Origin of the sequence: Lacinutrix sp. 5H-3-7-4, from assembly GCF_000211855.2 — a bacterium.
In the GTDB taxonomy this organism is placed as follows: domain Bacteria; phylum Bacteroidota; class Bacteroidia; order Flavobacteriales; family Flavobacteriaceae; genus Lacinutrix.
The window spans coordinates 2,652,803-2,675,220 of the sequence record NC_015638.1 but is presented as its reverse complement, the minus strand read 5'-3'; the positions used below and the strand labels follow the sequence as shown (position 1 = coordinate 2,675,220).

Annotated in this window: 21 protein-coding genes; 15 read left to right on the top strand and 6 right to left on the bottom strand. The window is 30.8% G+C overall.

Annotated features, from left to right (window positions below; genetic code table 11):
• Positions 1-142 precede the first annotated feature (142 nt).
• The 3 genes from LACAL_RS12050 (at position 143) to LACAL_RS12040 (ending at position 1,856) form a co-directional block, all read left to right on the top strand.
• Positions 143-559, top strand: coding sequence for a helix-turn-helix transcriptional regulator (locus tag LACAL_RS12050; RefSeq protein WP_013871025.1), 417 nt, complete (start codon positions 143-145; stop codon positions 557-559).
• Between the two features lie 105 nt (positions 560-664).
• A complete protein-coding gene (locus tag LACAL_RS12045) occupies positions 665-1,051 on the top strand; it encodes a hypothetical protein (RefSeq protein WP_013871024.1) in 387 nt (128 codons plus the stop codon).
• A gap of 10 nt (positions 1,052-1,061) precedes the next feature.
• The gene (locus tag LACAL_RS12040; protein WP_013871023.1) at positions 1,062-1,856 is read left to right on the top strand and encodes a TerC family protein; all 795 of its coding nucleotides are present in this window, start codon (positions 1,062-1,064) and stop codon (positions 1,854-1,856) included.
• A gap of 15 nt (positions 1,857-1,871) precedes the next feature.
• Here the strand turns inward: LACAL_RS12040 and LACAL_RS12035 are convergent, their stop codons facing one another.
• On the bottom strand, positions 1,872-4,595 hold the full coding sequence (locus tag LACAL_RS12035; protein ID WP_013871022.1) for a DNA gyrase/topoisomerase IV subunit A: 2,724 nt from the start codon (positions 4,593-4,595) through the stop codon (positions 1,872-1,874).
• Positions 4,596-4,670: 75 nt separating this feature from the next.
• Positions 4,671-6,530: a DNA topoisomerase IV subunit B gene (locus tag LACAL_RS12030; RefSeq protein ID WP_013871021.1), complete on the bottom strand. Its 1,860-nt coding sequence runs from the start codon at positions 6,528-6,530 to the stop codon at positions 4,671-4,673.
• A 229-nt stretch (positions 6,531-6,759) separates the two neighbouring features.
• Here LACAL_RS12030 and LACAL_RS12025 point away from each other — a divergent pair, with 229 nt between their 5' ends.
• Positions 6,760-7,584, top strand: coding sequence for a phosphatase PAP2 family protein (locus LACAL_RS12025; protein ID WP_013871020.1), 825 nt, complete (start codon positions 6,760-6,762; stop codon positions 7,582-7,584).
• 75 nt (positions 7,585-7,659) lie between these two features.
• Here LACAL_RS12025 and ychF read toward each other — a convergent pair whose 3' ends face one another.
• Positions 7,660-8,754 (bottom strand): redox-regulated ATPase YchF, encoded by a 1,095-nt coding sequence (gene ychF, locus LACAL_RS12020; protein ID WP_013871019.1) that lies wholly within the window; start codon positions 8,752-8,754, stop codon positions 7,660-7,662.
• Positions 8,755-8,962: 208 nt separating this feature from the next.
• Here ychF and LACAL_RS12015 point away from each other — a divergent pair, with 208 nt between their 5' ends.
• The gene (locus LACAL_RS12015; protein WP_013871018.1) at positions 8,963-10,078 is read left to right on the top strand and encodes a carboxypeptidase-like regulatory domain-containing protein; all 1,116 of its coding nucleotides are present in this window, start codon (positions 8,963-8,965) and stop codon (positions 10,076-10,078) included.
• Positions 10,079-10,155: 77 nt separating this feature from the next.
• On the opposite strand, the gene LACAL_RS12010 is transcribed toward LACAL_RS12015, so the two are convergent.
• Positions 10,156-10,509, bottom strand: coding sequence for a 4Fe-4S dicluster domain-containing protein (locus tag LACAL_RS12010; protein WP_013871017.1), 354 nt, complete (start codon positions 10,507-10,509; stop codon positions 10,156-10,158).
• A gap of 73 nt (positions 10,510-10,582) precedes the next feature.
• Here LACAL_RS12010 and LACAL_RS12005 point away from each other — a divergent pair, with 73 nt between their 5' ends.
• From LACAL_RS12005 to LACAL_RS11965, 9 genes are all read left to right on the top strand, one after another.
• Positions 10,583-11,641, top strand: a complete 1,059-nt coding sequence (locus LACAL_RS12005) for an acyl-CoA reductase (protein ID WP_013871016.1) — start codon at positions 10,583-10,585, stop codon at positions 11,639-11,641.
• 112 nt (positions 11,642-11,753) lie between these two features.
• Positions 11,754-12,815 (top strand): 3-phosphoserine/phosphohydroxythreonine transaminase, encoded by a 1,062-nt coding sequence (serC, locus tag LACAL_RS12000; RefSeq protein ID WP_013871015.1) that lies wholly within the window; start codon positions 11,754-11,756, stop codon positions 12,813-12,815.
• A 72-nt stretch (positions 12,816-12,887) separates the two neighbouring features.
• Complete coding sequence (locus LACAL_RS11995) at positions 12,888-13,850, top strand: D-2-hydroxyacid dehydrogenase (protein ID WP_013871014.1); 963 nt, start codon at positions 12,888-12,890, stop codon at positions 13,848-13,850.
• A gap of 112 nt (positions 13,851-13,962) precedes the next feature.
• Complete coding sequence (locus LACAL_RS11990; protein ID WP_013871013.1) at positions 13,963-14,601, top strand: DUF937 domain-containing protein; 639 nt, start codon at positions 13,963-13,965, stop codon at positions 14,599-14,601.
• Between the two features lie 93 nt (positions 14,602-14,694).
• Positions 14,695-15,129 carry a DUF6146 family protein gene (locus LACAL_RS11985; RefSeq protein WP_013871012.1) on the top strand — a complete coding sequence of 145 codons (435 nt, stop codon included), beginning with the start codon at positions 14,695-14,697 and terminating at the stop codon, positions 15,127-15,129.
• Between the two features lie 25 nt (positions 15,130-15,154).
• The gene (locus LACAL_RS11980) at positions 15,155-15,649 is read left to right on the top strand and encodes a DUF6787 family protein (protein ID WP_013871011.1); all 495 of its coding nucleotides are present in this window, start codon (positions 15,155-15,157) and stop codon (positions 15,647-15,649) included.
• Positions 15,649-15,987, top strand: coding sequence for a hypothetical protein (locus tag LACAL_RS11975; RefSeq protein WP_013871010.1), 339 nt, complete (start codon positions 15,649-15,651; stop codon positions 15,985-15,987). Before LACAL_RS11980 ends, LACAL_RS11975 begins: the two co-directional genes overlap by 1 nt.
• 144 nt (positions 15,988-16,131) lie before the next feature.
• Positions 16,132-18,534 (top strand): TonB-dependent receptor domain-containing protein, encoded by a 2,403-nt coding sequence (locus tag LACAL_RS11970; protein WP_013871009.1) that lies wholly within the window; start codon positions 16,132-16,134, stop codon positions 18,532-18,534.
• Positions 18,535-18,544: 10 nt separating this feature from the next.
• A complete protein-coding gene (locus tag LACAL_RS11965) occupies positions 18,545-19,105 on the top strand; it encodes a hypothetical protein (protein WP_013871008.1) in 561 nt (186 codons plus the stop codon).
• A gap of 75 nt (positions 19,106-19,180) precedes the next feature.
• Here the strand turns inward: LACAL_RS11965 and LACAL_RS11960 are convergent, their stop codons facing one another.
• Entirely contained in the window at positions 19,181-19,813 is a 633-nt protein-coding gene (locus LACAL_RS11960; RefSeq protein ID WP_013871007.1) for an SDR family oxidoreductase, read from the bottom strand.
• A gap of 159 nt (positions 19,814-19,972) precedes the next feature.
• Between LACAL_RS11960 and LACAL_RS11955 the strand changes: the two genes are divergently transcribed.
• Positions 19,973-20,761: a PhzF family phenazine biosynthesis protein gene (locus tag LACAL_RS11955; RefSeq protein WP_041301513.1), complete on the top strand. Its 789-nt coding sequence runs from the start codon at positions 19,973-19,975 to the stop codon at positions 20,759-20,761.
• A gap of 11 nt (positions 20,762-20,772) precedes the next feature.
• Here LACAL_RS11955 and LACAL_RS11950 read toward each other — a convergent pair whose 3' ends face one another.
• The gene (locus LACAL_RS11950; RefSeq protein WP_013871005.1) at positions 20,773-22,404 is read right to left on the bottom strand and encodes an aminopeptidase P N-terminal domain-containing protein; all 1,632 of its coding nucleotides are present in this window, start codon (positions 22,402-22,404) and stop codon (positions 20,773-20,775) included.
• Positions 22,405-22,418: the final 14 nt, after the last annotated feature.

Here is a 22,418-nt window from a genome sequence, read left to right as displayed (position 1 = left end):
TAATCAGTCTATTAAATCTATTTATATAAAGTTATAATTTAATTAAAATAGTGGTCTAAGCGTTGAATATTTGCTATAAAAACTAATAGTTTTACAAATGTAAACAGGTAAATTCAAACTAATTGTTTACATTTGTATCGCAATGATAAACAACCAAGAATTTACTAAAAGACTAAAAAAAGTAATAGATTATTACGGTGAAAGTGCATCATCTTTTGCCGAAAAAATTGGTGTGCAACGCTCTAGTATTTCACACATTCTCTCTGGAAGAAATAAACCAAGTTTAGAATTTGTACTTAAAGTACTCTCCACTTTTCCGGAAGTAGAATTGTATTGGTTAATGAATGGAAAAGGAAATTTTCCATCAGTTGAAAATAATAAGCCAAAAATTGAAAAAAAACCAATTGCCGAAAATCAAGATTTATTTTCAAAATCTGAAAATGAAAATTTACCGAAAGAAATTTCTGTTGAAAAAATAATTTCTTCAAATTCTAAAAAAGAAATTGAACGTATCATCATTTTTTATAAAGATGGTAGTTTTTCAAATTTTGAAAATTAAGCACTATCTCCTATTTATTTTTAAATACGCGATTCTAAGCAAGTACAAAAAAATAACATTTTAAGGTTTTCATTTTGTAATTTTGCTTAAATACAATTTTATAACATGAAGAAAACACTTTTACTTTTAATTATCTTTTTTAGTTTATTTTTAAATTATAGCTGCCAACAACCAGAAAGAAATTGTACAAATTATAAAACAGGTGTTTTTACTTTTAACTATACAGATGCTGGTGTAGAAAAACAAGGTAAAATTATTAGAAATGATACTTTACAAATTGAAGAGTTTGATGGTAAAGTACAGAAATCTAAAATTAGATGGATTAATGATTGTGAAGTTATTTTTAAAACTATCAACCCAAAACGTATGGTTGACAAAAATGATATTCATTTAAAAATTCTTACAACTACAGATTCAAGCTATACTTTTGAATACAGTTATGTTGGTAAATCTATTAAACAAAAAGGTACCGCTTACAAACTAAAAAAATAACTAAATAACTATGTTAGACTTCTTATTATCAACTGATGCTATTTTTGCTCTTCTTACCTTAACGTTTTTAGAGATTATTTTAGGGATTGATAATATTATATTTATATCTATTGCCGCTAATAAGTTACCTGAAGAGCAAAGGAAAAAAGCTACTAATATTGGACTTTTACTAGCAATGGTACAACGTGTTATTTTGTTGTTTTTTGTATCGTTTTTAATAGGTTTATCTAAACCTTTTTACAGCTTAGAATCTAGTTGGTTAACTATAGACTTTACTTGGCAGAGTATTATATTATTTGCTGGAGGTTTGTTTTTAATATATAAAAGCACTTCTGAAATTAGAGAAAAGGTAGAAACACCAAATCATGATGAAAACTCTGTAAAAGGCAAAGTTATTAAATCGTTAAAGCAAGCTTTAGTTCAAATTTTAATTATTGACTTTATATTTTCTATAGATTCTATTTTAACAGCTGTTGGTATGACTAATGGTTTGAGTGATAATCACAATTACAATCTTGTTTTAATGATTATTGCTGTTGTAATTTCTATTGCTGTAATGATTGGTTTTGCTAATAAAATAAGACTTTTTATAGAGCGCCATCCTAGTATCCAAATATTAGCATTAGCCTTTTTAATTTTAATAGGCTTTATGTTAATTACCGAAGCAGCACATTTAAGTGAAGCTACTCTATTTGGTAAAAAAGTAGGCGCTATACCTAAGGGTTATTTATACTTTGCAATTGCTTTTTCGTTGTTTGTAGAATTTTTAAATAACAAAACAAGAAAACCAAAAATTAGAAATTAGAAATTAGAAAAGCTATTAAAATAATGATGTTTGCTCATCATCTTCTAGGTTTTCTTTTTTCTTTTGGATTGCTCTTTCTAAAGCTTTTTTAGCTTTTTCCTCTTTACTAATAAATTCTTTTTTAGGTTTTTCTGTTTCCACAACAGGAACATCTATAGGCAAAGTTGTATCTGTTGTAACCTCATCTTTTTCCTCTATTTCTTCAACAGGAGTTTCTTCTTGCTCAATATATTCTAAAGGCTCTAATAAGTTTACTTGATTAACTTTGTATTTGGTAAGCTGGTTTCCTAATGCAGATATACCTTTAACGGCAATAAAATCTTCAATGTTTACTTGTTCATTATCTCTACGATCTTTACCTCTTTCTTTAGCAAATACAATTTCTGCCATAGGTTTCCAATCTGTAGATACAATTTCTAATTGTGAGTTTTCATGGTCTGAGATAAACAATTCTTCTTTATCTTCATTTTCAATTAGAAAACGTTTTACGTAATACTTCTCCTTTTCGCCATCAAAATATATAACCGAAATAGGTTTTTTAGGATTCCACTTTTCCATAACAATCATATCACTATCAAAATGCAGTGTTACCTCTGGTGTTACAGTTTTTACAATTCCTTTTTGATTTATTATTAATAGCTTGTCTTCTCCTTTAAATTCACCAACTAAATCTCCACGACCATCTACATTTAAACGTTGTACTGCGTCATCAAACCATATTTTTCTTGGTTTTAATGTAGACACGCCTTCTTCTTTTAGTTCTATTTTTTTAATAGCATATTTTGTAACTACATTACCTTTACTTGCTCTACCTTTTATTAAAATATCGGCAAAATCAATATCCCATTTTAATTTTTTAACACTACCTACTTGTCGTAGAAATACCGAAATAACTTCGGCTTCACCATTAGGATTTGCAGAAAAATACCAAAGTTTTGATCCTTTACTTCCGTTTGTTAAATCGTATTCTCTATCGCGAGTCATTGATGTTACTGCAAAACGCTTAATGTAGCTAGCGCCTTTAGTGCCATCTCGATAAATCATATTATAAATGGTGCGTTTGTCTTTCTTTTTAAAGACTGCAACGTGAATTATATTTTTTCCTATAAATGTTTTAGAGTCTACTTTGGTAACCATCATTTTTCCAGAAGCTGTAAATGCAATAATATCATCTATATCGCTACAATCGCAAACATACTCATCACGACGTAAAGATGTACCTATAAAACCTTCTTCTCTATTTACATAAAGTTTCGTGTTTCTAATAACAACTTTTGTAGCATCTACATCTTCAAAAGCACGAATTTCTGTTTTACGCTCTTTACCTTCACCGTATTCTTTTTTCAGTCTTGAAAAATAAGCAATAGCATAATCTATTAAGTTTGCTAAATGGTGTTTTACTTCTGCAATTTGCTCTTCTAAAGCATCAATTTTTTGCTGTGCTTTATCAATATCAAACTTTGAAATACGTTTAATTCTAATTTCGGTTAAACGTGTAATATCTTCAACTGTTACTGCTCTTTTTAAATGTTTTATATGTGGCTGAAGTCCTTTGTCTATTGCATTTATAACACCATCCCAAGTTTCTTCTTCTTCAATATCGCGATATATTCTATTTTCTATAAAAATACGCTCTAAACTTGCAAAGTGCCATTGCTCTTCAAACTCACCAAGTTTAATTTCTAATTCTTGTTTTAATAATTGAACAGTGTTATCTGTAGAGCGTCTAAGCATCTCGGTAACACCAATAAATAATGGTTTGTTATCTTCAATTACACAGCCTAATGGTGAAATTGAACTTTCACAACTTGTAAAAGCATATAAAGCATCAATGGTTTTATCTGGCGATAAACCTGATGGTAAATGAATTAATATTTCTACTTCGGCGGCAGTATTGTCTTCAATTTTTTTAATCTTAATTTTTCCTTTATCATTTGCTTTTAGAATAGAATCTATTAGCGATGATGTTGTTGTACCGTAAGGAATTTCGGTTATAGCTAAAGTTGTTTTATCTACTTGAGAAATTTTTGCACGTACACGCACTTTTCCTCCACGTAACCCATCGTTATAATTAGAAAAATCTGCAATTCCTGCTGTTGGAAAATCTGGAACTAGTGTAAAACGTTTGCCTTGTAAGTGTTTTATTGAAGCCTCAATTAGCTCTATAAAATTATGAGGTAAAATTTTTGTTGATAGACCAACAGCAATACCTTCGCCTCCTTGTGCTAATAATAGCGGAAACATTACCGGCAAATTTACTGGTTCTTTTCTACGTCCATCATAACTTTGTTGCCACTCGGTTATTTTAGGATTATAAACAACATCTAAACCAAATTTTGAAATACGAGCTTCAATATATCTTGAGGCTGCTGCACGATCTCCAGTTAAAATATTTCCCCAGTTTCCTTGCGTATCTATTAGCAAATCTTTTTGACCAATTTGCACCATAGCATCTGCAATACTGGCGTCACCGTGCGGATGATACTGCATGGTATGACCAACAATATTAGCCACTTTATTGTAACGCCCATCGTCAAGATCCTTCATAGAGTGCATGATACGACGTTGTACAGGTTTAAAACCATCTTCAATTGCTGGTACTGCACGTTCTAAAATTACATACGAAGCATAATCTAAAAACCACTCTTTATACATACCAGTAATCCTGGTAATAGTTTCTTGTGGTTCTTGATTTTCTAAATTTTCGTTTGTTAGGTCGTCGTTTTGGTCTTCAGTCATACTTATTACTTCTGCTAAAGCAGAAATCTATTTTTCTTTTGTGGATTTCGTATCTAGTACGAAATGACAAATGGTTTATTTATCTTCCTCAATTAAATCTAATTCCACCTTTAAATTATCAATAATAAATTCTTGTCTTGTTGGTGTGTTTTTTCCCATGTAAAAAGATAATAGCTCGTCTATAGACATATTATCGTCTAACATTACAGGATCTAAACGAATGTCTTCACCAATAAAATGAACAAATTCATCTGGCGAAATTTCACCTAAACCTTTAAATCGCGTGATTTCTGGTTTTGGTTTTAATTTTTCTATTGCATCGCGGCGTTCTTCTTCAGAATAACAATAGATTGTTTCTTTTTTATTTCGAACTCTAAATAGAGGTGTTTGCAATATATATAAATGTCCTTCTTTTATCACTTCTGGAAAAAACTGAAGGAAAAACGTAATTAATAACAAACGAATGTGCATACCATCAACATCGGCATCGGTTGCAATTACTACATTGTTATAACGTAAATCTTCTAAAGATTCTTCTATATTTAATGCTGCTTGCAAGAGATTAAACTCTTCGTTTTCGTAAACAATTTTCTTTGTTAAACCGTAACAATTTAATGGTTTTCCTTTTAAACTAAAAACGGCTTGTGTATTTACATCTCTTGATTTTGTAATACTACCAGATGCCGAGTCTCCCTCGGTAATAAACAAGGTCGTTTCAAGGTTTCTTTCGTTTTTAGTATCGCCAAAATGTACACGACAATCACGTAGTTTTTTATTGTGTAAGCTGGCTTTTTTAGCTCTGTCTTTGGCTAATTTTCTAATTCCTGATAATTCTTTACGTTCGCGTTCTGCCTGAAGTATTTTGCGTTGAATTTTCTCTGCTGTGTCAGAGTTTTTATGCAAGTAATTATCTAAGTGGGTTTTTAAAAAATCGTTAATATAGGTTCTAACGGTTGGCAAATCGCCTCCCATATCTGTAGATCCTAATTTTGTTTTTGTTTGACTCTCAAAAACGGGTTCCATAACTTTTATGGCTATGGCAGAAATTATAGATTTTCTAATATCTGACGCATCATACTGTTTGCCATAAAAATCACGAATGGTTTTTACAACTGCTTCTCTAAAAGCTGTTAAGTGTGTTCCTCCTTGCGTTGTGTTTTGTCCGTTTACAAAACTATTATATTCTTCGCTATACTGCGTTTTACTGTGTGTTAAAGCTACTTCAATATCATCTCCACGAAGATGAATAATTGGATATAGTAAATCTGTTTCAGTTGTTTTTTCAGCTAAAAGATCTTTTAAACCATTTTCACTATAATATTTTTCGCCATTAAAAACTATGGTTAACCCTGGATTTAAGTATACATAGTTTTTAAGCATTTTAACTACATATTCACTACGGAATTTGTAATTTTTAAAGATGATTTCATCCGGAATAAAAGATACTTTTGTTCCTTTTCTACGTGATGTTTCTTCTAAAAACTCTTCGTCTACAAGGTTTCCTTGTTCAAAATCTGCCGATGCACTTTTGCCATCTCTAGAAGATTCTACTCTAAAATAAGATGATAATGCATTTACTGCTTTTGTACCAACACCGTTTAATCCAACCGATTTTTTAAAGGCTTTAGAGTCATACTTTCCACCGGTATTCATTTTAGATACAACGTCTACCACTTTACCTAATGGGATACCACGTCCATAATCTCGAACAATGACCTTGCTACCTTGAACAGAAATTTCTATGGTTTTTCCTGCTCCCATAACAAACTCATCTATAGAGTTGTCAAGAACCTCTTTTAAAAGAATATAAATACCATCGTCTGGCGAAGAACCATCACCTAATTTACCAATATACATACCTGGTCGCATACGTATGTGCTCTTTCCAATCTAACGAGCGTATATTATCTTCGGTATATTTGGTTTGTTCAGACATAGAATTGAGTAAATTTTCGTGATAGGTTGCTAATATAATACAACGCCATAAAAAATGAAACACTGCTTTAATAAAGTAATTAACAATAACGTTTTAATAAGTGAGCTACTTTTTGTGCTCGTATGCTAAAACTTTTTGCTCGTATACTGTATTAGTCTTAAGATAAACTTAATTACTTATTTATCAAGCTCTCTATTTCTAATTTAGTAGGAAAACCATTCTAATTTTTATGAAAAACAGTATTCTTACATTTCTTTTATTTACTATAATTTTTAACCTTAATGCTCAAAAAAGTGAATCTCCATACGAGTGGGATTGGACTAGAGATGGTATTTGGACTGGAGCTGCTTTAGCAGGAACTGTTGGTGGTGTTTTAATTATTTCTGAAAAAGATCCTTTTACTACTCAAGAGATTGAAGATTTTAGAGCTAGACAAGACGATATTAATTTTATAGATAAATGGGCTGTTGGTAATTATAGTGAAAACGCAAGTAACCTTAGTGATATTCCTTTTTACCTATCGTTTGCTGCTCCAATGGTTATGATGTTTGATGATGAAGCAAACGACCATAGTGGACAACTTTTTGGTATTTATATAGAAAGTTTAGCTACAACATCTACTCTATTCACAATTGCTGCAGGATTAAGTAACAGAGCAAGACCATATGTTTATAACGAGTCTACACCTTTAAATAAAATTAACCGTACTACTGCTACTAGATCATTTTACTCTGGCCACGTAGCCGCAACCACTACAGCTACTTTTTTCACAGCAAAAGTGTTTCAAGACTTTAATCCAGATTCTCCTGCTATACCTTATATTTGGGCTGGAGCAATAGTTTTACCTGCTGCGGTTGGGTACCTTAGAATAGAAGCTGGACAGCACTTTTTAACAGATGTTGCTTTGGGTTACGCTTTAGGTGCTTTAGCTGGTTATTATATTCCTGAATTACATAAAAAGAAAAAAGATTCTAAAATAGGATTTCATCCTATTATGGGACAAACTAGGTTTGGAGATAATTACCAGGCACTATCTTTAACTTATACTTTTTAAAGTATAAATGTTATAATAAAAAAGCGAGATGAAAATTCATCTCGCTTTTTTATATAATTTAGTTTTTGTTACTATTTAAACATTAAATAAAAAGTGCATTACATCACCATCTTTAACGATGTATGTTTTACCTTCTACTCTCATTTTACCTGCTTCTTTTACTTTAGCCTCACTACCAAATTCTACATAGTCTTTATATCCAATTACTTCGGCTCTAATAAAGCCTTTTTCAAAATCGGTATGTATAACTCCAGCAGCTTGTGGTGCTGTAGCTCCAATATTTACTGTCCAAGCTCTCACTTCTTTTACGCCTGCAGTAAAATACGTTTGCTGGTTTAATAATTTATATGCAGCACGAATTAATTTAGCAGATCCTGGCTCATCTAAACCTATATCTGCTAAAAACATTTGGCGCTCTTCATAATCATCTAATTCTGTAATATCTGCTTCAGTTCCAACTGCAAGTACTAAAACCTCTGCATTTTCATCTTTAACGGCTTCTCTTACTTGATCTACGTATGCGTTTCCATTAACAGCAGCACTTTCATCTACATTACAAACATACATTACTGGTTTATCTGTAATTAATTGTGCTGGCTTTACAAACTCTTTATCTTCATCTTCTGTAAACTCAATTGCTCTAACAGACTTTCCTGCTTCTAAACCTGCTTTAAGTTTTAAAAGCACAGCTTCTTCTTTTTGAGCTTCTTTATTACCTGTTTTTGCAGCACGTTTTACTTTATCAAGCTTTTTTTCTACAGTATCTAAATCTTTTAACTGCAACTCAATATCTATAGTTTCTTTATCGCTAATAGGATCTACTTTACCATCAACATGCACTATATTATCGTTGTCAAAACAACGCAATACGTGTAAAATAGCATCAGTTTCACGAATATTTGCTAAAAACTGATTACCTAAACCTTCTCCTTTACTAGCTCCTTTTACTAAACCTGCAATATCAACAATCTCTACTGTTGCCGGTATTACGCGTTCTGGATTTACTAAAGATTCTAATTTTTGAAGCCTTGGATCTGGTACATTTACTACACCAATATTAGGTTCTATAGTACAAAAAGGAAAATTTGCACTTTGCGCTTTTGCATTAGATAAACAATTGAATAATGTCGATTTTCCTACGTTTGGTAAGCCTACAATTCCTGCTTTCATTGTAAATATATTTTCACTCTCAACTCATTGAGAATTTTATTATTTTAATTTCTTTTTTAATGTTTGCAAATGTAGTTAATTCTTTAAATCTTCAGTTAATAGGCAACATAATAATTTTTAATAGTAGGAATTATTATTTTTAAGTTGTTGTATCTATATAATAGATATTCATAATTTATTTATAATCAATAATTTAAAACCAACTTTTATGAAACATTTAATTGTAATTTTAAGCCTTTTTCTTGCATTTTCTTGTAGTAAAGATGAAAAACCAGACTCAACAATTGAAAGCTTTATTGTTTCTGGTAAGTTTTTAGCACCAAATAATTTAGACCCAATTGTAAACGCTAAGGTTGAAGCAAGTATAGATAATGAAGTTTTTCACCATACAACAACTAATGCTGAAGGAAATTTTAACCTCTCTTTAGAAAGCGGAAATTATACATTAAAAATCACCAAAGGTTTGTTTTCTACTATAAAACAAATAAATATTGAAGAAGAAACAATATTGGAGAATTATAAAATTGAAACATTACCAAATATTGGAGTTATAACAGGAAGTTTTGATAATATTGAAAGTGTTCTCTACGGTATTGGTTTGGTAAACCCAATTAGTGGCGAACCTTTGTTCGATATTATTAATGGCACATCTACAGGAAAAAACACTAACCTAATTCATAACCATTTTAGCACAAAAAAAGATATGCAAAATAGAAATCCTGAATTAGAACCAAATGTAGATTTTTCATTTTCAGATTTAATGTCAAATCCTACCCTATTAGCATCTTACGATATTTTATTTATAAACTGTAGCTCGCATATAGATAACCTAACTTATGAACAAAACCTTATGAATTATGTAAACAATGGTGGTTTTTTATATGTAACAGATTGGTCTTCGAGCTTATTAAATACAATTACAAATAATGACACTAATTATTTATCGTTTTATACACCACGTAGAAGCGGACAATCTTTAAGTACAAATGCTACAATTTTAGATGGGAACTTAAGTGCATGGTTATTACTAAATTTTGGAATCTCTATAGACGATACCGTAGAAATAGATGAGTTTTTAAATTCATGGCAAGTTGTTGACACTTATGATCCTGCAACTACTATTTCATGGTTAAATGGTAGCGTTGACTATAGAGATGAAAACAATACTATTATAACTGAAAACAAAGACCTAGCGTTTACCTTTCTTTTAGGTCAAGGTGCCGTATTTTATTCTTCTTTCCATACCGAAAATGATGATTTCGGTTTTACAACTACAGATAGAATTATGGAGTTTTTAGTTTTCGAAATGACAGATACAGAATAAATTGCATTGAAAAAGAAAAAAGCCGGTTGTTATAAAACATCCGGCTTTTTTAATTTGTATAAAAATGTGTTTTTTGTTTATTCTTCTGGATGCATAAATTTTTGCTTTGCTAATAAAACAGTATCAGTTTCAACATTATCATCATCTGGAACACAACAATCCACAGGACAAACTGCCGCACATTGTGGTTCTTCGTGAAAACCTTTACACTCTGTACATTTATCTGGAACTATATAGTAAATCTCATCGCTTAAAGGTTCTTGAGCTTCATCTGCATCTACAGATTTTCCATCAGGTAATACTAAACTACCTTCTAAACTTGTACCATCTTTATAACGCCAATCGTCTGCTCCTTCATAAATTGCAGTATTTGGGCATTCTGGCTCACAAGCACCACAGTTTATACATTCGTCTGTTATAATAATTGCCATAGTAGATTCGTTTTTGTTTGCTTAACTTTGCAGCGCAAAAATAACGACTAAACAAGTCTTACGCAAATACCAAATGGAATTACAACAAAGAATTAACGCTTTCTCCAAACTAGGAGCCTTTTTAAAACAATTTTCAACAGAGGATTTTGAGCAAAAAAACAATATACCTCATAACGAACTGTTTTTTGGCGGTTTTAAACATCAAATTAAACTAGCACAAGAACATAACGGTTGGTTTACAAAAACAAATATTGTATACGCTATAAAAGGTTGGTGTAATTCGCTTACAGAGAGCAAATTAAACAAATGGACATTAGCGTATGATTTTGCAGGAACTAACAAAAAAAAAGTAGCCATTATCATGGCTGGAAATATACCATTAGTAGGTTTCCATGATTTTTTATCTGTTTTAATTTCGGGACATGCTGTACTTGTTAAGCAATCGTCTAACGATAAGCATTTACTCCCATTTCTAGCAAAATATTTAGAACATGTAGAACCAGAATTTAAAGGAAAAATTAGTTTTACTGAAGACAAGCTTGAAAACTTTGATGCAGTAATTGCTACAGGAAGCAATAATACTGCACGTTATTTTGAGTATTATTTTAAAAATAAGCCATCTATAATTAGAAAAAATAGAAATTCGGTTGCAGTTCTTACTGGCAACGAAACTAAAGTAGAATTAGAACAACTGTCTGAAGATATTTTTAGATACTATGGATTAGGCTGTAGAAATGTTTCAAAATTATTTGTACCAAAAAACTATAACTTTAATGCATTTTTTGAAGCTATATACAAGTGGCATCCCATAATAAACGAAGCAAAATACGCAAATAATTACGATTATAATAAAGCCGTATATTTAATGAGCGAGTTTGATATGCTTGAAAACGGTTTTTTAATGATTAAAGAAGATAAAAGCTTTGCTTCACCCATTGCCACAGTGTTTTACGAGTATTATGACGCTAAAGAATCGCTTCAATCAAAATTAAAAAATGAAGCAGAAAACATACAATGCATAGTAGCAAATAATTTTACAGAAGAAGAAATTAAATTTGGAAACACCCAAAAACCAGAACTTTGGGATTATGCAGATAATGAAGACACAATTGCTTTTTTGTTAAAATTATAGTTGATAAATTATCATATTTATAACAAAATTGCGCACATAATTTAGCACCTTTGTAACTGTTATTACAAACATAATATTTCCGCTTTATCGGAAATGAAAAATTAATTTTTCAATGAAAAGACATAATTTTAGCGCAGGACCTTGCGTATTACCAAAAGAAGTAATTTTAAAAGCATCTGAAGCTTTACTAGATTTTGATAACGGATTATCACTTATAGAAATATCCCATAGAAGTAAACCGTTTGTAGATGTAATGGAAAAAGCCAGAGCACTTGCTCTAGAGCTTTTAGGTCTTGAAGGCAAAGGCTACAAAGCTCTATTTTTACAAGGCGGAGCTAGTACACAATTTTTAATGGTTGCGCTAAATTTATTAGAAAAACGTGCTGGTTATTTAAATACAGGGACTTGGAGTGCTAAAGCCATTAAAGAAGCCAAGATCTACGATGATATTTACGAGGTAGCATCTTCAAAAAATGCAAATTATAATTATATCCCTAAAGGTTTCGATGTCCCTTCAGATTACGATTATTTTCACTGCACATCAAACAACACCATATTTGGAACCCAAATGAAAAGTTTTCCAAAGCTAGATATTCCAATGGTTTGCGATATGAGTAGCGATATATTTTCAAGAACGTTAGATTTTTCTCAATTTGATTTAATCTATGCTGGTGCACAAAAAAATATGGGACCAGCAGGAACAACTCTTGTTGTTGTAAAAGAAGATGTTTTAGGAAAAGTTTCTCGTAAAATACCATCTATGATGGATTATAAAGTACATATAGAAAAAGGAAGTATGTTTAATACTCCTCCAGTTTTTGCAGTGTACACATCAATGCTAACCATGGAGTGGCTTAAAAACTTAGGCGGTATTAAAGCTATAGAAGAAGAAAATGAAAAGAAAGCAACGTTAATGTATTCTGAAATAGACTTAAATCCGCTATTTAAAGGTTATGCAGCAAAAGAAGACCGTTCTAAAATGAATGCAACCTTTACTCTAGAAAACGAAAATTTAAAAGAAACTTTTGATGCCATGGTACAAGAAGCTGGAATTAATGGTATTAATGGTCACCGTAGTGTTGGTGGATATAGAGCATCTATGTACAATGCATTATCTCTAGATAGTGTAAAAGTTTTAGTTGAAGTTATGAGCGAGCTTGAAAGTAAAGCTTAATAATTTTATAGTAATTAAAAATTAAATAAAAATTATTTCCGTTATAACGGAATTTATAAATACCTTTTTTAAATGAAAGTATTAGCAAACGATGGTGTTTCTCAAAGTGGAATTAACGCTTTAGAAGAAGCTGGTTTTGAGGTTTCTACAACAACAGTAGCTCAAGAACAATTAATAAATTATATAAACGAAAATAATATTACTGTGCTTTTAGTTAGAAGCGCAACAACTGTAAGACAAGATTTAATAGACGCGTGTCCTAGTCTAAAAATTATAGGTCGTGGTGGCGTTGGTATGGATAATATAGATGTAGATTATGCTCGTGGCAAAGGTTTATATGTAATAAATACTCCAGCAGCCTCATCTCACTCTGTAGCAGAGTTAGTATTCGCTCACCTTTTTACAGGTGTTCGTTATTTATTTGATGCAAACCGTAATATGCCTTTAGATGGCGATACACAGTTTAAAAAACTAAAGAAAAATTACGCTAAAGGAGTTGAGTTAAAAGGAAAAACCTTGGGTATAATAGGTTTTGGACGTATTGGCCAAGAAGTTGCAAATATCGCTTTAGGCGTTGGAATGAAAGTTATAGCAAGCGATAAATTTTTAGAAAAAGCAGATATTAAAGTTGAATTTTTTAATGGGCAATCTATAGATATTACTATTGAAACGCAACCAATGGAAGACGTTTTAAAGCAATCAGATTTTATTACACTTCACGTACCTGCACAAAAAGACTATGTTATTGGTGCTAAAGAAATTGAAATGATGAAAGATGGTGCGGCATTAATAAATGCTGCTCGTGGAGGTGTTGTTAACGAAGTAGAATTAATAAAAGCTTTAGATAGCGGTAAGCTTTCTTTTGCAGGATTAGATACTTTTCAAGACGAACCAAAACCAGCTGTTCAAGTACTAATGAATCCTAAAGTTTCATTAACACCACACATTGGTGCAGCTACTAACGAAGCTCAAGACCGTATTGGTTTAGAGTTAGCATCACAAATAAAAAACCTGTTGCTTGTCGATAAAAACTAACACTTAATCGGTGAAAAATAAAATTTCAAATAAAATGAAAGTCTCAATTTTAACGTTGAGGCTTTTTTTATGTACCTTTTCAAAACAATTATAACTTAAAACAATTATTAGAATGTCTGGAATTTTAGATTTATTACAAAGTGATTTAGGAAAAACTATTATTAGTGGTGTTGCTGGATCAACAGGAAACGATACAAACAAAACAAGTAGTGTATTAACAATGGCGCTTCCTGTATTAATGAAAGCTATGCAACGTAACGCAGCAACTCCTCAAGGAGCCGAAGGTTTAATGGGAGCTATTCAAGGAAAACACGATGGTAGTATATTAGATAATCTTGGTGGATTATTTGGTGGCGGAGTTGATGAAGAGGTTAAGCAAGATGGAGATAAAATTCTAGGTCACGTACTAGGTGCTAAAAAACAAGGTGTTGAAAAAATATTAGGAGAAAAATCTGGTCTTGATGCTGGATCTGTTAGTAATATTTTAAAAGTAGCCGCTCCAATTTTAATGGGTGTTTTAGGTAAACAAGCGCAACAACAAAATGTAAGCTCATCTAATGGTATTGGAGATTTATTAGGTGGACTTTTAGGAGGAAACTCTGCAGATAAAGAACAAAGCTTCTTAGAGTCTATACTTGATGCAGATGGTGATGGTAGTATTGTAGACGATGTTGCAGGAATGGTTTTAGGTAACGCAAAAAAATCTGGAGGATTAGGTGGTTTACTTGGAGGCCTTTTTGGAGGTAAATAAGCTTTTAAAAATTATTAAAAAAGAGCCAAACTAGTGTTTGGCTCTTTTTTATTAATACAACTCCTATATATTTTGTATTTTTAAAATAAAATCATGAAAAATATAGTTCTTATTGTTTCAGTTTTTATTTTAATAGTAAGTTGTAAATCTACTAATAATAGCAGCAGCACAATACAAAAAGCAAAAGCCCAGGTTGGAGATACCTTAACAATATCTAGTGATAAACTTGAATACGATATTATTATTATCGAACCAGGTTTTAATACATGGTTAGCTTCAAGAGCACAACCCAAAAATTATTATTCTCAAAACTACTTAGAAAATAAAAACCAACGCTATGTAATAGAATGGAATACGCGTGTGTTAAGACCACAACGTTATAATCCTAATTTGTACGAAATGCAAATAGATTATCAACCAAATATAGATTACGGTTACGATGTTAACTACAAACTTTATAATTATTTCATTTTTTTTCAAAATCAATATAACCAAAACCTTTTAGGAGGTGTTGTTCCCACAAATTAATTACCTTTGCTGCCAAATTTAATACATGAAAGCATTTAAAAAGCGTTGGGAAATAACAGAGAATTGGCAATTACTCTTTCCTGCTTTAGGTCTTTTAGGACTTTTTTATTCGGCATATAGATTAACAGGGTTATTTAGAAAAGAATATCATATAGCAGCTCAAATTGCATTTGCCTTGTTAATCACATTTTTTCTATTAAAAATTACATTATTACTTTTTAAAAAACTAGAAAATAAATGGATTGTTAAACAACGTTGGGAAATTATAAGAATATTTATTGTATTTGCCATCACTGGTTCTTCCTCTGTATTAGTTGGTAAACCAATAATTAAATTTATAGGAATTACTAAAGAAAACTTAAATATATTTGTATACTGGATTTTATATATTATCATTGGGCTAATTTTTTACCAAATATTACTAGTAACCATTGGTTGGCTTTTAGGTCAAGGTAAATTTTTCTGGGAGTTTGAGAAAAAAATGTTACGCCGTTTTGGTTTAGGACGCTTTTTAGATTAATGCAAAAAATTAAAAATCATATAATTATTAAATGTGCTTCACTTTTATTAGTGTTAGCGGTTGCATTACCTACGGTTGTAAAAGCATTTCATGTATTTGAATCTCACGAACACGTTGTTTGTGTTGATAAATCTACAACTCACATTCATGCTACAGATTTTGAATGTGAATTTTATAAATTTAAATTAAATAATGCTTACGCTTTAGTTTTTAACAAAATAACTATACTTAAGCAAGAGTATAAGAATAAACGTATTTATTCTTTTTACAAATCCATAGTCAGTCAAAATTATTTTGACATAAAACAACGTGGTCCACCACACTACATTTTCTCATAAAGAGAAACACTCTCTCAACATATTTAAAACAATTTATAACATGGTTTATAGCTATTTACAGCTATAATATCATGATTATATATTTATTCCTTATTAATTATTTCTAAACTAATAATTAATAAAATTCAATTACACATAAAACATATGCGCTTTTTAACGCTAATATTATTTTTTATAGGATGTTTTACAGGTATTTCACAAAACTGTAATAATACGTTCTCTGGAAAAATTATTGACAGTCACGACAACACAGCTTTGGTTGATGCTAAGGTTGAAATAATTGAAACAAACCAAACTGTTTTAGCAAATGCAGATGGTACTTTTTCTATTACTAATTTATGTGATAGCAAATATACAATTCAAATATCTCATCCATTTTGCATAACACAAACTCACTATATTGATATCTCTAAAGATTTAAATAAAGTGTTTTGGCTAGAGCATCATCTAGAAGAATTAAATGAAATTATAATAAAAGGAAATCATTATAATAACAAGACAAATACAACTTTAGAAAGTAAAATTTCTAAAGATGAATTAGAACGTTACAGTAGTTTTTCTTTAGGAGATGCTTTAAATGGTATCTCTGGTGTTTCATCTCTAAATACAGGAAATGCAATTGTAAAACCATTAATTAATGGTTTACACAGTAGTCGTGTAGTTATGATGAATAATGGCGTTAGAATGGAAGATCAAGATTGGGGAGCAGAACATGCTCCAAATGTTGATATTAATGCTGTAGATAATATTACAGTAATTAAAGGTGCAAGCGCATTACAATATAGCGGTAATGCTATTGGTGGTATTATTATAACCGAAACTGCAAAAGCACCGGTAAAAGATACTTTATATGGTAAAACCATTATTACAGGAGCATCAAATGGAGGTGGAGGAACAATAACCTCACAACTTACCAAAAGCTTTCAAAGTGGTTGGTTTGCAAAAGCTCAAGGTACTTTAAAAAGGTTTGGTGATTTTGAAGCTCCAAATTACAATTTAAGTAATACAGGTGTTTTTGAACGTAATTTTTCTTTAAGTGGTGGCTTAAATAAATTTAATTACGGTATCGAGGCTTATTACTCGTTATATAAAAGTGAAATTGGAATATTAAGAGCATCGCACTTAGGTGGCGCACAAGATCAAGTTAGAGCAATTAACAATCCTCAACCTTTATTTGTAAGTGATTTTTCTTACGATATAGACGCACCAAAACAGGATGTTGAACATCATTTAGCAACTTTAAAAGGTTTTAAAAAATTAGAAAACCTTGGTAAATTAAGTTTTCAATATGATTATCAACAAAATAAAAGGTTAGAATTTGATATTAGGCGTGGCGATGATAAAGACAAACCTTCTTTAGATTTAAATTTACAAACACACACTTTACTTTTTGATTTAGACTCAAAATTATCTAATAAATCTAACTTAAAAACAGGTGTGATGGCTAAATATCAAAACAATTTTGCAGATCCTAATACTGGTGTTCGAAGGTTAATACCAGACTATGATAAATACGATTTAGCAGCTTATGCAGTATATAATAGCGAGATTAATAATACTATTTTGCTAGAAATTGGAGCCAGGTTTGATTATACGCATGTAGACGCTTTAAAGTTTTATAGAACATCGTTTTGGGAAAGCAGAAATTACGATACAATTTTTCAAGATATTGTTATTGAAGGAGATTTTGGAGACCAAGTTTTAGCGAATCCAAAATTAAATTTTTACAATCCATCTGCAACAGCAGGTTTTACATATAAATTTAACAATACATATAAGTTATTGTTTAACTACTCTTTAGCTTCACGAGCACCAAATCCTTCAGAGCTTTTTAGCGAAGGACTGCACCACTCTGCTTCAAGAATAGAATATGGAGATTTGCAATTTAAATCTGAAACAGCAAACAAAATTTCATTAACACTACAACGAGAAAGTAATGTTTTTAACTTTTCTATAAATCCTTATATTAATTTTATAAACGATTTTATTGTTATAGAGCCAACTGGAGTTTCTCAAACCATTAGAGGTAATTTTCAAGTTTGGGAATATAGGCAAACAAATGCGCAACTTATAGGTTTAGATATAGATGCCGCTTATAAATTCACAAATAATTTTCAATATAATCACCAGTTTTCTTTAGTAAAAGGTTACGATAAAACAAGAGATGAAGCTTTAATAAATATTCCTCCAGTAAATATTAAAAATGAGGTTATTTACAAAAATTCAAAACTTAATAACCTGAGATTAAAATTACAAAGTGATTATGTTTTTGAACAAAATGAATACCCTAATAATAATTTTGAAGTCTTTGTTCCCGAAACCGGAACAATGGAAACTGTAGATGTAAGTACACCACCAGATGCTTACCATTTATTAAATTTTAGTTCTAGTATAGATTTTAAAATTAACAAAGGAACAGCAATAACGGTAGGTTTTGATGTTTCTAATATTTTTAATAAATCCTACCGAAATTACTTAAATCGCTTACGTTATTATGCAGACGATTTAAGTAGAAATTTTTTAATAAACCTTAAAATTAACTATTAACACAAAACAAATGAAAAAAATACAAATTTTAGCAGCAATCTTATTTACTTCTTTATTAACTGTTTCATGTTCAGATGATGATGATGCTATAGCAATAGTTCCTGTTAACGAAGAAGAATTAATTACAACAATTAATGTAACATTAACACCTGTTGGTGGAGGAACTGTAGTTGAGTATTCTAGCCAAGATTTAGATGGTGATGGACCAAATTTACCAACGGTAACTGTTTCTGGAAATTTAATTGCAGGAACAACTTATAATGGTACAATTGAGTTATTAAACGAAACTGAAGATCCTGCAGAAGTTATTACAGAAGAAGTTGAAGAAGAAAGCGTTGAACACCAATTTTTCTATACTGTAGGCGGAAATCTTGACGTAAGTACAACTTATACAAGTTTTGATACAGATGGCAACCCTTTAGGTACAACGTTTGATTTAGAAGCTTTAACTGCAAGTGCTGGAACCTTAACATTTACATTACGTCACGAACCAACAAAACCTAACACAGGAGCTAGTGACGCTGGTGGAGAAACAGATATTGAAGTTACTTTTGATGTTACAGTAGAGTAATATTTATAGTATTGATAGATAAAAAAAAAGAGAAGTCAATGACTTCTCTTTTTTTTATCTATTTATTGAAGCTAATTATACAGCAACTGGCTCTAATGCTTTACCAATAAGTGTATCACCTTTTATAATTTCAAAAGTTGCTTGACTTGAAATATCATCATTTAGAGTTCTCACTAAAGTTTGTGCCACATCTGCCCTACTAATTTCACCGCTTTTATTTAATTTTTCTTGAAGCTCAATCTTATCTGTTGCTTTATCGTTTGTTAAAGTTCCTGGTCTAACAATAGTATAATCTAAACCACTATTTTTTAAATAAACGTCTGCATTATGTTTTGCTTTTAAATACTCTTGAAGATCTTCTGCTTGTTCTGGATTATCTGCACCCATAGAACTTAACATAACAAACTTTCTTACATTTGTGTTTTTTGAAGCATCAATCATTTTTTTAGCACCATTTTCATCAACTTCTTTAACTTTTTTACCTCCAGATCCTGCTGCAAATATTACTTTATCTACATTATTAAAAGCATGGTCTACATTCTTTTCTAAATCGGCTAAAACGGTGTCAATACTTTTAGCTTTAAATTGTTCTTGTTGCTCTTCTTTTCTAACCATTGCAATAGGATTAAAATATTGCGATTCGTTTAAAAGATTTACTATTTGTTTTCCTGTGGTGCCGTTTGCACCTGCTACTAATATATTTTCCATATTCTAAAGGTAATTATAATAAAATCTGTAACAGTAATATTTTAAAGTGTTTAACTCCATTTTAATACAGGTTTAACGCGCTTTTAATATATGATTATAGTAATTTTAAGAATGCACTTAAATATATCTATAAAGCAATATTTTATATATTTAAAGTGTATGAAATTAGAACTTTATCAAATAGATGCTTTTACTAATACCATTTTTGGAGGTAATCCTGCTTGTGTAGTACCTTTAGATTATTGGTTACCAGATAAAACATTGTTTAATATCACTAAAGAAAATGCTGTTGCAGAAACTGCTTTTTTTGTAAAAACAGATAACATATTTCATTTGCGTTGGTTTACACCTGAAATTGAAATGGATTTGTGTGGTCATGCAACACTTGCTACTGCACATTGCATAAAAACTATTTTAAAATATCCTGAAAATAAAATTACATTTAAAACTTTAAGTGGTGAATTAACGGTATTAATAAATAATGGTACTTACGCTTTAAATTTACCATCTAGAATGCCTGCTAAAGCAACTTTACCTAGTATAATAAAAGATGCTATAAACATTCAACCTAAAGCTATATATAAATCAAGAGATTATGTTTTAGTATACGACTCACAAAAAGCTATTGAAAATATTAAAGTAAATCGCGCTGTTTTCGATAAAATTAATTTAGATCCTGGCGGAGTAATTGTTACTGCAAAAGGAAATACTTGCGATTTTGTTTCACGCTTTTTTACACCACAAGCTTCTATTTTAGAAGATCCTGTTACAGGTTCTGCGCATTGCTCTTTAGTACCATTTTGGGCTAAATATTTACAAAAAAATAGTTTAGAAGCAATACAACTATCTAAACGCGGCGGACACTTATCATGTATAAATAAAGAAAATCGTGTTATAATTTCTGGTAAAGCTAAAACCTATTCCTGTGGGTATTTATGGACAGAATAATAACTTTATTTTTAATCTAATTTAGGTAGTTTAAAATCGTCTAGAGCACTTTTCTTTTTCATTAATTTTTCTATTTCATCTGCTTTTCTTGGCGCTTCAGCCGAAAGGTTAACGGGTCCATTTTCGGTTATTAATATATCATCTTCAATTCTAACAGCAATACGCCACCATTTTGGGTCGCAATCACTTCCTTCTGGTATATAAATACCTGGTTCTACCGTTATTACTTGATTTGCTGCTAAAGGTCCATAAGTGCCTGGATCATGAACATCTAAACCTATATGGTGTGATGTACCGTGAGGTAAATAATTATGCTTTACATTTTCATTTTCTATAATGCCTAACCTAGCTAAACCTTTATTAATTACTTGTTGTGCAGCTTGATTACTAGCCCAAAACACTTCTCCTACTTGACATTTTTCTATACCTGCATTTTGTGCTTCTAAGACAATATCATAAATAGCGCGTTGCTCTTTACTAAAAGTTCCATTAGCAGGAATTGTTCTTGTAACATCTGCTGTGTAACCGTGATACTCTGCACCTAAATCCATAAGTACTAAATCGTCTTCAACTTTCATTTTTGTATTCTCTATATAGTGTAGAACACAACCATTGTTTCCTGCGCCAACAATACTTGGGTAACCTTCGTACTCACTACCATATTTTTTATACACAAATTCGTGAACACCTTGTATTTCGGTTTCAGACATGCCTGGATGCATGGCTTTCATAACTTCAATTTGACCTTGAGCAGAAATACGAATGGCTTTGGTTAATAATACTAATTCTTCGGCTGTTTTAATTTCTCTCAACTCTGCCATATATGTAGATAAACTTCTGGTATCGTAATTTTTTTCTTCTGGCTTAGCATCAATTTTAATAAGTTGTTTTTTTATTTCATCTCTAATGCTATTGCTTTCGGCTTCTACATATTGCATTATTTCTACATCTTCTTTAACCTCTGGAAATTGCGTTATTACTTCACCTATTCTTTGTGCTACATTCGCACTGTTTTCTATTTCTGTAGCTTTAATAATAGTTTTTATTTGCTTCACCATTGGTGACTCTTTATCTTTTTCAAAATTCACTTGTGTTTTAAATGTATTTATCAAGTTGTATAAATCTGCTTTATTTCTTGAAGAATCACGGTAATCATCATTAAAATTATGAAAAAACACTTTGTCGAATTTAGAATAGTCTATATCCAAATCTAAAAAGTCTTTACTTGTTAAAACGTTTTTAAATCCAAGTTTTTGTTTAGCTCCTTCTACTCCCAATCTAGAGCCTGTCCACATTTCGGCTTGTTTATTTTTTTCTTGTACAAATAAAATTTCATTTACTTGTTTTCCATCACTATCTGTTTGGTTTTGAGAAAAAACAATTAAAGCAGTATGAGGTTCTTTATAACCCGTTAGGTAATAAAAATCTGGATCTTGATGGTAAATATAGTCTACATCGTTAGCTCGATTTCTTACAGGGTTTGCAAAAAATACTGCGACACTGTTTTTTGGCATTTTTGCTCTTAAAGCATCTCGTCTTCCTTTGTGAAATTCTGGTTTTAAATAATCTGTAGGATTGCCATCTTGAGCGAAAATTATATTAACTGCAAGAAGTATAAAAAAGAGTAAACGTTTAGTTTTCATTTATATATAGTTTT

Coding starts and splice junctions, on each gene's coding strand:
- LACAL_RS11955 (WP_041301513.1), top strand. CDS start 19,973: ATGAAATTAGAACTTTATCAAATAGATGCTTTTACTAATACCATTTTT.
- LACAL_RS12005 (WP_013871016.1), top strand. CDS start 10,583: ATGGAATTACAACAAAGAATTAACGCTTTCTCCAAACTAGGAGCCTTT.
- LACAL_RS11970 (WP_013871009.1), top strand. CDS start 16,132: ATGCGCTTTTTAACGCTAATATTATTTTTTATAGGATGTTTTACAGGT.
- LACAL_RS12035 (WP_013871022.1), bottom strand. CDS start 4,595: ATGACTGAAGACCAAAACGACGACCTAACAAACGAAAATTTAGAAAAT.
- LACAL_RS12010 (WP_013871017.1), bottom strand. CDS start 10,509: ATGGCAATTATTATAACAGACGAATGTATAAACTGTGGTGCTTGTGAG.
- LACAL_RS12050 (WP_013871025.1), top strand. CDS start 143: ATGATAAACAACCAAGAATTTACTAAAAGACTAAAAAAAGTAATAGAT.
- LACAL_RS11975 (WP_013871010.1), top strand. CDS start 15,649: ATGCAAAAAATTAAAAATCATATAATTATTAAATGTGCTTCACTTTTA.
- LACAL_RS11995 (WP_013871014.1), top strand. CDS start 12,888: ATGAAAGTATTAGCAAACGATGGTGTTTCTCAAAGTGGAATTAACGCT.
- LACAL_RS11960 (WP_013871007.1), bottom strand. CDS start 19,813: ATGGAAAATATATTAGTAGCAGGTGCAAACGGCACCACAGGAAAACAA.
- LACAL_RS12045 (WP_013871024.1), top strand. CDS start 665: ATGAAGAAAACACTTTTACTTTTAATTATCTTTTTTAGTTTATTTTTA.
- LACAL_RS11990 (WP_013871013.1), top strand. CDS start 13,963: ATGTCTGGAATTTTAGATTTATTACAAAGTGATTTAGGAAAAACTATT.
- serC (WP_013871015.1), top strand. CDS start 11,754: ATGAAAAGACATAATTTTAGCGCAGGACCTTGCGTATTACCAAAAGAA.
- LACAL_RS12030 (WP_013871021.1), bottom strand. CDS start 6,530: ATGTCTGAACAAACCAAATATACCGAAGATAATATACGCTCGTTAGAT.
- ychF (WP_013871019.1), bottom strand. CDS start 8,754: ATGAAAGCAGGAATTGTAGGCTTACCAAACGTAGGAAAATCGACATTA.
- LACAL_RS12025 (WP_013871020.1), top strand. CDS start 6,760: ATGAAAAACAGTATTCTTACATTTCTTTTATTTACTATAATTTTTAAC.
- LACAL_RS11980 (WP_013871011.1), top strand. CDS start 15,155: ATGAAAGCATTTAAAAAGCGTTGGGAAATAACAGAGAATTGGCAATTA.
- LACAL_RS11965 (WP_013871008.1), top strand. CDS start 18,545: ATGAAAAAAATACAAATTTTAGCAGCAATCTTATTTACTTCTTTATTA.
- LACAL_RS11950 (WP_013871005.1), bottom strand. CDS start 22,404: ATGAAAACTAAACGTTTACTCTTTTTTATACTTCTTGCAGTTAATATA.
- LACAL_RS12015 (WP_013871018.1), top strand. CDS start 8,963: ATGAAACATTTAATTGTAATTTTAAGCCTTTTTCTTGCATTTTCTTGT.
- LACAL_RS11985 (WP_013871012.1), top strand. CDS start 14,695: ATGAAAAATATAGTTCTTATTGTTTCAGTTTTTATTTTAATAGTAAGT.
- LACAL_RS12040 (WP_013871023.1), top strand. CDS start 1,062: ATGTTAGACTTCTTATTATCAACTGATGCTATTTTTGCTCTTCTTACC.